Genomic DNA, 8,875 nt, shown 5'->3' with positions numbered 1-8,875 from the left:
CCGTTCTCTGACAGCAGGAATTCAACCGTGCCCGCGCCTGTATAGCCGGCCTCCACACAGATCGCGCAGGCGGCGTCGTGGATACCGTGTCTTCGTCTCGGGGCTGTCCTCGGTCTAGACTAGTGCCCGTCCTTAAACGTCTGTTTTTCCGGCTGATTGATGGTCGTTTGGCCGCTCAACCCATGCTGCTTTGCGGCGCGTGGTGGGACGAGGGCGTGCAGATCGCGACCGAGAGTGCTTGCTGCGGTGATGCAAGCATAGGGCTGTATCGGCCGGCACTCGCCGGCGACACTGAGCACGGCCCGATCAGTGGCGTCAGCCGGGTCTGAGGCGGGTGAAGAGGGCGAGATTGTACGCGACCACCGAGGACCAGACGTAAGCCTTGAAGTGGTTGAGCCCGCTCCAGGTGCAGCGGGCCAAGCCATACGCGCGCTTCAGGCAGGAGATGCTGGCCTCGATACCAGCGCGGAACTTGCGCAGCTTTCGATGCTGCGCAGTATGCTCGAAGCTCTGGCGGGCAAGCCAACGCCTATGCGCCAACGTTCTATAACAGCCGGTCTCACGGATCCGGCTATGGCGCAGAAGGAAAGAGAGTAGCTGCTGGCGTTTAGGGCGCAGGTCGTCGGCCTCGGATGAATCAATCATCCGCCAGCGTAGGAGTGCCTTGCTTGTTTCAATTGCCGGGACGAATTGCAACAAACCTTGTGAAAATTCATGCGAATGTTAACATTCTTAAACGATTATTTAATGTCAAAATAGCGGTTTCCACGGTGGACGACCTAGACCGAAGGATTCTTACGGCGCTGCAGAAGAACAACCGGCTCTCCTTTGCCGAACTCGCGGAGCTTGTCGGTTCTTCGGCAGCCTCATGCATGCGTCGAGTGAACAAGCTGCGTTCTGACGGAGTGATCGTTGCGGACATCTCGCTGGTGGATCCGAAAGCTGTCGGCAAATCGCTCACTGTTGTTGTGACGGTTGAGTTGGACCGTGAGCGTCTTGACCTCGTCGACGATTTCAAGCGCGCGATGCGCGCGGCCAAAGAGGTTACCCAGTGCTACATGATTACGGGCGACGCCGATTTTGTGCTGATCGTGGCCGTTGAGGACGTCGAGGCCTTTGACGTCTTCGTCAAGACAAAGCTCTATACCAACCCTAACGTCCGAAAATTCCAGAGCATGATTTCGCTTGATCGTGTCAAATTCGAGCCGCGGGTAACAGTGTAGAGTTGGGCGGGCTGCGCTGAAGTCATCACTCTGGGCCGCGTTTTGAAACCGCCATTGCGCGTCCAGCATCAGATTGAGCTTTTTCGCCTAAGCAACTGTGCGATGTAGAGGGCGCAGTCGATCCTGCGTGAGGACGGTGTGAGTTGCCCGACCCTTCGACGCAGTCAAAGTAACCGTCCCGATGTAAGGAAAAAGAATGGCAACCCCGATGACACAGATCTTGCCTGTTCTTTCAACTGTCGATGAGCATTACCGTGACCAACGGCGCTACCCGGACGGGGTCGCTTTCATGGATGGGCAATACCTGCCGATGTCCGAGGCCAAAATCTCCGTGCTCGATTGGGGTTTCCTGCACTCCGACGCCACGTATGACACGGTGCACGTCTGGAATGGCAGGTTCTTCCGGTTGGATTTGCATCTTGATCGCTTTTTTGGGGGCGTGGAACGGCTGCGAATGAAGCTGCCCTATGATCGCGAGAAAATAGAGTCGATCCTGAGAAATTGTGTCGCTTTGTCGGGCCACAGATCGGCGTACGTGGAGATGATCTGCACGCGCGGTTCGTCGCCGACATTCAGCCGCGATCCCCGCCAAGCGGAGAACCGCTTCATCGCGTTTGCGATCCCCTTTGGATCGGTCGCCAACAAGGAGCAGTTGGAAAGAGGCTTGCACGTCGCGATTAGCGAGACTGTTCGCATCCCGCCTAAATCGGTCGATCCCGCCATCAAGAACTATCATTGGCTCGATCTCGTGAAGGGCCTTTTCGACGCCTACGACATGGGAGCGGAGACAGCGCTAATCGTGGATACGAACGGACATATTGCGGAGGGGCCCGGCTTCAATGTGTTCGTTGTCAAGGACGGATCCTTGCGGACACCCGCTTTTGGGGTGTTGCCGGGCATCACGCGCCGGACTGTGTTCGATCTCTGCGCCGAGATTGGGCTGTCGACCGCGGCTGCTGAGATTAGTCGTGCTGAGATCAAAGGGGCTGACGAGGTGTTCATCACCTCGACTGCCGGCGGCATTATGCCCGTGACTCGTATCGACGCCGCTGCGATCGCTAATGGGCAGGTCGGGGCCGTCACTCGCCGGCTTATGGATCTCTACTGGCACAAGCACGATGATCCGAAATGGTCGACTGCTGTCATCTACCCGCGATGAGAAAACGAACCATGCGACAGCAACTTGCCCAGCGGTTTCGTGACGATGATGACTGAGCTGTCGTCACGCAGGCTGCCGAAAAACGAGCAGGCGCGCTTCGGCGGGGCGTCGCTCTGGATTTGGTGGACTGGCCGATACACGCAGACATCTCCTGCCGCTGCGAGCCCAGGAGTCGTAAGACGGGCGCGATCCGCGACAGTGCGGCAACTCAGTGCGCCGCCGAGTCGCGCCGCGCGCCGAGGACGCCTATCTCAACGAGGCGACCGACCCGTCCGCGAAATGGTGATGCCGGCTTGCTCGATGTCACAATCCCAATATGACGCGCTCGCAGCTGGCTACGTGACCTATGGCCTCGTGGCGTGCGGTTGAGCGAATCGATAGCCGTTACCGCTCTGAGCGTCCAGTCTTCACTGGTCATGTACTTGTGTAGGGCGTACTCGACGCCATTCTTGCGAAGTTGCCGATGAAAAACGCTTATATTGCCTATTTGTCAGCGGAACTGACTGGCTTGAAGTCGGCAGGGCTCTACAAATCCGAGCGCGTCATCGCCTCGACGCAGTCGTCGGAGATCGAACTCGCGGATGGCAGCAAGGTCCTGAATTTCTGCGCCAACAACTATCTCGGTCTCGCCGACAATGAAGATCTGCGGAAGGCGGCTAAGGCTGCGCTCGACCGCTATGGATACGGCATGGCGTCGGTCCGCTTCATCTGCGGCACTCAGGAAGAGCACAACCAACTCGAGGCGCGCATCTCCTCATTCCTCAATATGGAAGATGCGATCCTCTATTCATCCTGTTTTGACGCCAATGCCGGTTTGTTCGAGACGCTGCTCGGCGAGGAAGACGCCATTATTTCCGATGCGCTGAACCACGCCTCGATCATTGACGGCGTACGGCTTTCGAAGGCCAAGCGCTTCCGCTACGCCAACAATGACATGGAAGCGCTGGGAGAGGAACTTAAGAAGGCCGAGGGCAGCCGCTTCAAACTGATCGCAACCGATGGTGTGTTTTCCATGGACGGCATCATCGCCAATCTTGGCGGCGTTTGCGATCTGGCCGAGAAATACGGCGCGATGGTCATGGTCGACGATAGCCACGCGGTCGGCTTCGTTGGCAAGCATGGGCGCGGCACGGCGGAGCATTGCGGCGTCGAGGGCAGGGTGGACATCATCACCGGCACACTGGGCAAGGCGCTCGGCGGCGCCTCGGGCGGCTACACGGCAGGCAGACGCGAGGTCATCGACTGGCTTCGCCAGCGCTCGCGGCCGTATCTCTTCTCCAATACGCTGATGCCCGCAATCGCAGGGGCGTCGCTGAAGGTGTTCGATCTGATCGAACAAGGCGATGCGCTGCGCCAAAAGCTCTCTGACAATGCCGACCGCTTCCGCTCGAAGATGTCGAAGGCGGGCTTCACGCTGGCTGGCGCGGACCATCCGATAATTCCTTTAATATTGGGCGACGCAGGCCTCGCGCAGCAGATGGCCGAGAGGATGCTCCAGCGCGGCATTTATGTGATCGGTTTCTGCTTCCCCGTAGTGCCGAAGGGTCAGGCGCGCATCCGCACGCAGATGTCTGCCGCACATTCGAGTACGGATGTCGACCGTATCGTCGAGGCATTCACGGAGATTGGCAGGGAATTGGGAGTCATCCGATGTCCAACATGAAGTAACCCTTTCGTAAATGTTCGCGAGTGGCACCTGATGCCTAGCCGAAACGAGTAGGGCCCGCCCGCCTCGTTAGTCTAGGTGATCGCCCCAAAGAACCTGCACTGGTTTATCTGTCTGGAGAGCAAAATGCCCAGGATTGTTGTTATCGGCGCCGGGATCACCGGTGTATCGACTGCGTATGCTCTTTTGGAGCGTGGTTATGATGTCACTGTATTAGATCGTCAGCGGTATGCCGCGATGGAAACGTCATTTGCCAATGGCGGACAGCTCTCGGCAAGCAATGCTGAAGTTTGGAACCGCTGGTCGACGATTCTAAAGGGGATCAAGTGGATGGTTAAGCGCGACGCTCCACTTCTTATGAATCCAGCGCCCAGTTGGCACAAGTACAGCTGGCTGGCGGAATTCGTGGCGAACATCGCTGGTTATCGCGAAAACACCATAAATACGACCAAGCTCGCGATCATGGCGCGGAAGCATATGTTTGAAATCGCCGAGCGGGAAGAAATCGATTTCGATCATGTTCGTCGCGGCATTCTTCACCTATATTGGGACAAGGCCGATTTCGATCATGCGCGATCGGTAAACGAGTTGCTAGTCCAAGGTGGATTGGACCGACGGCCCGTTACTGTGGAAGAGATCAAATCGATCGAACCCACTCTCTGTAGTACTCCATATGGCGGGTTCTACACGCCGTCGGATTCGACCGGCGACATTCACAAATACACCAGCGGTCTGGCGCGGGCATGCGAGAGGCGCGGCGCCCGCTTCTGCTACGATGCCGATGTGAGGCGCATCGAACGTCAACAAAGTTTTCGAATTTCCTATGCAACTGGTGCTGAAGTCCGAAATTCGGAGCGCCGTGATATATGCGCAGACGCCATCGTCATCTGTGCGGGCTGTAGCAGCCGCGACTTGGCCGCGAGTTTGGGCGATCGGCTCAACATTTATCCGGTTAAGGGTTACTCCATCACAGTCGAGCTCGATGAGTTCGCGTCACAAGAAGCCGCACCGTGGGTCAGCCTGCTTGATGATCGAGCCAAGATCGTGACGAGCCGATTGGGTTTGTCTAGATTGCGGGTCGCCGGAACCGCTGAATTCAACGGTCCGAACCGTGACATTCGGGACGATCGCGTTAAGCCTTTGGTGGACTGGACGCGAATGCATTTTCCGAGAATAAATACCAACCACGTAGTGCCGTGGGCCGGGTTGAGGCCGATGATGCCCAACATGATGCCGCGGGTCGGCAAAGGCCGGGCACGCGGTATATTCTACAATACGGGCCATGGTCATCTAGGTTGGACCTTGTCGGCTGCAACTGCCGAGATGCTTGCGGAAATCATTTCTGATGACCTGCCGGCCGACGCACGCAAAGCTGCCTGACTGCAAAGGAGGGAGTGCGATGAGTATCTCCTATGCAGAGACGACGCTTATGCGTGTAGATGAATTGAAGATTGCGCGGTAGCCGCACACCTTCACCCGCAATAAGACGTGACGTTGCCCCCAATCAGCCCTCGTTCATAACTGGACACTGTTCTCATCTGGACTGTTCTGGATCGGGTTGCAAAACTCAATCGGGGTGAGGCCGAACAGGCTTGTGTGCGGCCGTTGACTAGGACACCTAAGCGATTGCCGAGCGCGGTCGTGCCGGTGATGGGTGCGTGGTACGTGCTAAATGCCGCCAGTGCGAACTACGCCTTGCTTTCTAATGGGCTTTCGTGCGGGCTCGATCCCGAGTCCGACGGCGCCGAAAACGCAGGACCAAAATGCCATGCACAGCGAGAAACCCATTTCTGGGGCGCGGGCTCTCTATGGCGCGAGCGGGCCCAAGCATCTCGTCCGGCGCGCATGCCCACCTGATGCAGACGAATGCCCATGACTGCCCTGATTGTGCCCGAGTTGCGGTTCGAAGTTTGGGCGGATTGGCGCCGAAGAACGAAAGCTCTTGGAAAAGGTCTCCTTCAGGACCCATTTCTGGGCGATCGAAGATGAGCTCACGCGTCTGCCCCGCGGAAGCTGAGACGTTTCAAACCTCGCCGCTTTGTGCGGCTCGCATTTCAGTAAATGCTGCATTTTGGTGCAAACTCGCCCCCCCCAAGGTGCTACCAACTACAAAATATCGCCGCCCGATCTGGCGGCCATCATCGCCGGCGCTACAGCCAGATGCAACGGAGGGAAATAATGAACGATAGAGTCCGACCGCCTGAGCCGGCTACGTCCGCCGATCTGTCGGCGCGCTACAAGCGAGCCGTCCGGCTCGCTTCTCCAGTGCGGTCTGTGATCCCGGATGCATTCCCCAATTTTCGTTGGCTGGGATCGGATCGGCTTATGGCGGAATCTGGCACGGAGATCTTGGGCGTGTTCAGCGTGAATGATGGCAAAAGGATTGAGCCCGGAGAATCCGTCGAATCTCGGGAGCTCAAAGCCGATTCGGAAGCGGATCCAGCCACGTCGCCAGACGGAGCCGTGCGAATCTTGCAAGATGGATATGACTTGACGATGCTCGAGACGGGTTCAGGCTCCCGTTATCGCCTGACGCACGATGGCACCTACGACATCGCCTACGGCGTGATTGCGGGTAGGGGATCCGACCCGCTGACACGATCGCGAGAAAGCCAGGTTCCGCCCGTTGTCGGCTTGTGGTCGCCCGACTCGCGCTACTTCGTCACGGTCCGCGTCGACCAGCGGGGGCTCCGATCTCTTCCATACGTCGTCGGGTCGGCACCGGACGACTTGGGGCGTCGGATACCGGAAGTACATTCGTTTCGCTATGCCCTTCCAGGCGACACTTATGTGCCGACCGCCAGCTTGGTCGTTGTAGATCGCCGGACGCGCACAATGCGCGAGCTGCAAATCCCTCCGGTGCTCCTGCCCCACGGCGCTCCAGCAGATGGCGCGATAGTCTGGACGGACGACGGCCGCCATCTGTTCGTCGGAGTGGAGTCGCGAGACTTCAGAACCCTAACGGTTTACCGGGTGGACCCTCAGACTGGTGATTCTTACACAGTTCTGGTTGACCGCAGCGACAAGCCGCGGCGGCTTTTCCGCCAAGATACCGCCAAAATATTCGCGCCTGTAGGCGACGACGAACAATTCGTCTTGCTTTCGGAACGGGACGGTAGGCCTCATCTATATCTGTACGACGTGGCGTCTGGAAAGCTCGTTCGACAGTTGACCGCGGGAGCCTGGTCAGTCGTCGATCTAACAGCAGTCGAGGCGCGCGAACGTGCAGTGTTCTTCTCCGCCGCGGGTCGCGAGTCAGGACGTGATCCCTACCTGCGGCACTTCTATCGTGTTTCTCTCGACGGTGGTCAGCCCATTCTATTGACGCCTGAAGACGCCGATCACGAAATCCATCTCTCGCTTGGGCTCGACGCTTTCGTCGACGTCTACTCGACATTGTCGCAGGCTCCTTCGGTTGTCCTCAGGGAGAGCACAGGGGCCCTCGTATCGGAGCTTTGGCGAACCGACCCCAAACCTATAGTGGACCGCGGTTGGGTTGCGCCGGAGCGTTTCCGCGTCACGGCTGCCGATGGCGGAACGGTTCTACACGGCACGCTGTACCTGCCGCCGGGGAAGAAGGGATGCGGCAAGCTCCCAATCATCGATTCGATTTACGGCGGACCGCAAAGGTATAATGCGCCTATCCGGTTCCCGGGCGAAGGCGCAAACGGCGCCATGGCTCTGGCGCAGCTCGGTTTTGCGGTTTTCGTGCTCGACGCCCGCGGAACACCGCTACTCGACCGTGCCGCACGGGACGCAACTTGGGGGCCGAACTTTGGCTCAGCGGATGTTGTCGCGGCGGATCATGCCGCCGCCGTCGAGCAACTCGCCGCGAAATACGATTTTCTCGATCCGGAACGGGTCGGGATATACGGGCACAGTTGGGGCGGTTACTATACGGTGAGACTGATGGCCCAACGTCCTGACGTCTTCAAAGTGGGCGTCGCGTCCGCCCAAACAAGCGACAACTACGCGTACTTTTTGAATCACGACCGCTGGTTTGGGCTTTCTTCTGAATTCCCCGAGTCTTACCAAGCGCAGTTAAATTATCCCCTTGCGGCTCGGATTGAGGGGCGCCTCCTGCTTGTGGCCGGCGATGCGGACGACGACTGTCATCCGCTGCACACGATACTGATGGCGGGCGCCCTTGCGAAAGCAAATCGAAACTTTGATATGCTGATCCTTCCAGACTTGAACCATTCGACCACCGCGACCGATGGGTACGTGACCAAGCGTAAGTGGGATTACTTTGTTCAGCACCTATTGGGTGCCGAGCCGCCAACGGACGTAAGGGTTCCGGAGGGTTGCTGAGCGGTGTGGACGATTTGGCTCAGGTAGAGGTTTGAGGGCTCCGCCCAAGAAACTGCTTCACGGATTGCCTTCCGATGCGATATCCCCAGGAAGATGACGCAATGGGGTTGAGCGGTTGCGCTGGGGGTCTTCCGGGCCTCATTCTTCGGTCCACAACATCACCTGGTGGGCGCTGCCGAAGCGTTTTGGCAACTGAAACGGCGTCGGGAACGGTTCATGGAGAAGGCAATTCCCAGCCCCTGCGCGGCAAGGCCGCGCAGCCGGTTGAGGTCGCATTCGACCTGACCCCATATGTGGTTCGGTAGCTGCGCCGTGTGTCAAGCGAATCGAGGAATTGACCCCCTCGCCGAATTGAGGAACTGACCCCTTCATTGGTTTGCGGTTTCGTTGGGTTCGCGCGCCCCCCCCCCCGCGGGGGGGAGACCGCCGGGGGGGGGGGTTGGGGGGCCGGGGAGGGGGACCCCCCCGGGGGGTGACACCGGCGGGGGGTGAGCCGGTGGGGAATTTAAAAAAACA

At 58.5% G+C, this 8,875-nt stretch carries 5 protein-coding genes and 3 pseudogenes; 5 read left to right on the top strand and 3 right to left on the bottom strand.

Translation table 11 applies throughout. The annotated features are described in order from the left end of the window. Both NKJ72_RS30480 and NKJ72_RS31105 read right to left on the bottom strand, forming a co-directional pair. Positions 1-92: pseudogene (locus NKJ72_RS30480) on the bottom strand (ATP-binding protein); the annotation flags it as partial. Between the two features lie 223 nt (positions 93-315). Further along, positions 316-489: pseudogene (locus tag NKJ72_RS31105) on the bottom strand (transposase); the annotation flags it as partial. 179 nt (positions 490-668) lie between these two features. Between NKJ72_RS31105 and NKJ72_RS30470 the strand changes: the two are divergent. The 5 genes from NKJ72_RS30470 (at position 669) to NKJ72_RS30450 (ending at position 8,359) form a co-directional block, all read left to right on the top strand. After that, on the top strand, positions 669-1,223 hold the full coding sequence (locus NKJ72_RS30470; RefSeq protein ID WP_352480731.1) for an Lrp/AsnC family transcriptional regulator: 555 nt from the start codon (positions 669-671) through the stop codon (positions 1,221-1,223). A 208-nt stretch (positions 1,224-1,431) separates the two neighbouring features. After that, the gene (locus NKJ72_RS30465; protein ID WP_352480733.1) at positions 1,432-2,382 is read left to right on the top strand and encodes an aminotransferase class IV; all 951 of its coding nucleotides are present in this window, start codon (positions 1,432-1,434) and stop codon (positions 2,380-2,382) included. A gap of 463 nt (positions 2,383-2,845) precedes the next feature. After that, positions 2,846-4,045 (top strand): glycine C-acetyltransferase, encoded by a 1,200-nt coding sequence (locus tag NKJ72_RS30460; RefSeq protein WP_352480730.1) that lies wholly within the window; start codon positions 2,846-2,848, stop codon positions 4,043-4,045. Positions 4,046-4,174: 129 nt separating this feature from the next. Continuing rightward, a complete protein-coding gene (locus NKJ72_RS30455) occupies positions 4,175-5,428 on the top strand; it encodes a D-amino acid dehydrogenase (RefSeq protein WP_352480729.1) in 1,254 nt (417 codons plus the stop codon). Positions 5,429-6,373: 945 nt separating this feature from the next. Next, entirely contained in the window at positions 6,374-8,359 is a 1,986-nt protein-coding gene (locus tag NKJ72_RS30450) for a S9 family peptidase (RefSeq protein ID WP_352480728.1), read from the top strand. Positions 8,360-8,565: 206 nt separating this feature from the next. Here NKJ72_RS30450 and NKJ72_RS30445 read toward each other — a convergent pair. Beyond that, positions 8,566-8,676 (bottom strand): annotated as a pseudogene (locus NKJ72_RS30445) (P-type conjugative transfer protein TrbJ); the annotation flags it as partial. Between the last annotated feature and the right edge of the window lie 199 nt (positions 8,677-8,875).

This window comes from Mesorhizobium sp. M0045, assembly GCF_040323385.1.
Classification (GTDB): domain Bacteria; phylum Pseudomonadota; class Alphaproteobacteria; order Rhizobiales; family Rhizobiaceae; genus Mesorhizobium.
This window is presented reverse-complemented; position numbering and strand designations above follow the sequence as displayed.